Here is an 812-nt window from a genome sequence, read left to right on the forward strand (position 1 = left end):
CCCACTTGAGTGAAAACGAAAATGGTGGGAGTATGTCAATTGTGAAGATTATAAAAAAGCGATTGTGTTGATCTTTAAAGAACGTGGATATACCAGCTTAGAAGGTGGTCAACTACTTGATGCTTAATCCTTAAACATTCCTAAATTTAAAAAAGTATGGATTTATCCTTTCATTTACCAAAGCAATCCATGGTGTTTCATCGAAAATAATACCATGCGCTAAAGGCATATGCTTCAGTACGCGATGATGGGTATTTAGTTCAATAATATCAGTGGGACTTATATTGCTGAGGCGGTCAAACTAGGGTTTCAATATATTTTCCTTAAATGCAAATGATCTGAATATGAAAAATCAAGAGCATACATATTATGGAAAAATATTTTTATCTTATTAAATTCAATTATTTATAATTAAAATTTAATTCTTATTAACTAGAATTCTTCTTTAAATGAGTTTATCTCTGACTAAGCATTTAATCATTAGATCTCTTTCATAAATCAAAAAACGATCTTCTTTTTGGTTAATATTTGCACTCCGGATTTCTTAGCATTCGTGCATAATCTGCGGATGAAATACATCGATTCAAACAAGCTTTCTGATCCTCAGTTCAAGCGATACACAGGCATCTCATGGTCAACTTTCTATTTGATGGTTGAGCAATTGCAGAAGCATGTCTCTGCCAAAGGCAGACCGCCCAAGTTAAGCCTGGAGGATCAGGTTCTGCTCTGTCTGAGCTATTGGCGGGAATACCGAACCTTATTTCACGTTGCGACGAGTTACGGGGTTTCAGAGCCCACAGCCTCAAGAATTG

General features: G+C 35.6%; 1 protein-coding gene. It reads left to right on the top strand.

The window, feature by feature from the left end; all coding sequences use genetic code 11:
* Positions 1-568: 568 nt before the first annotated feature.
* The coding region (locus tag G5T77_RS16900; RefSeq protein WP_171521909.1) for a transposase family protein at positions 569-812 on the top strand (244 nt) is incomplete at its 3' end.

The sequence above is a fragment of the Acinetobacter sp. GFQ9D191M genome (assembly GCF_011174875.1).
Taxonomy (GTDB): domain Bacteria; phylum Pseudomonadota; class Gammaproteobacteria; order Pseudomonadales; family Moraxellaceae; genus Acinetobacter.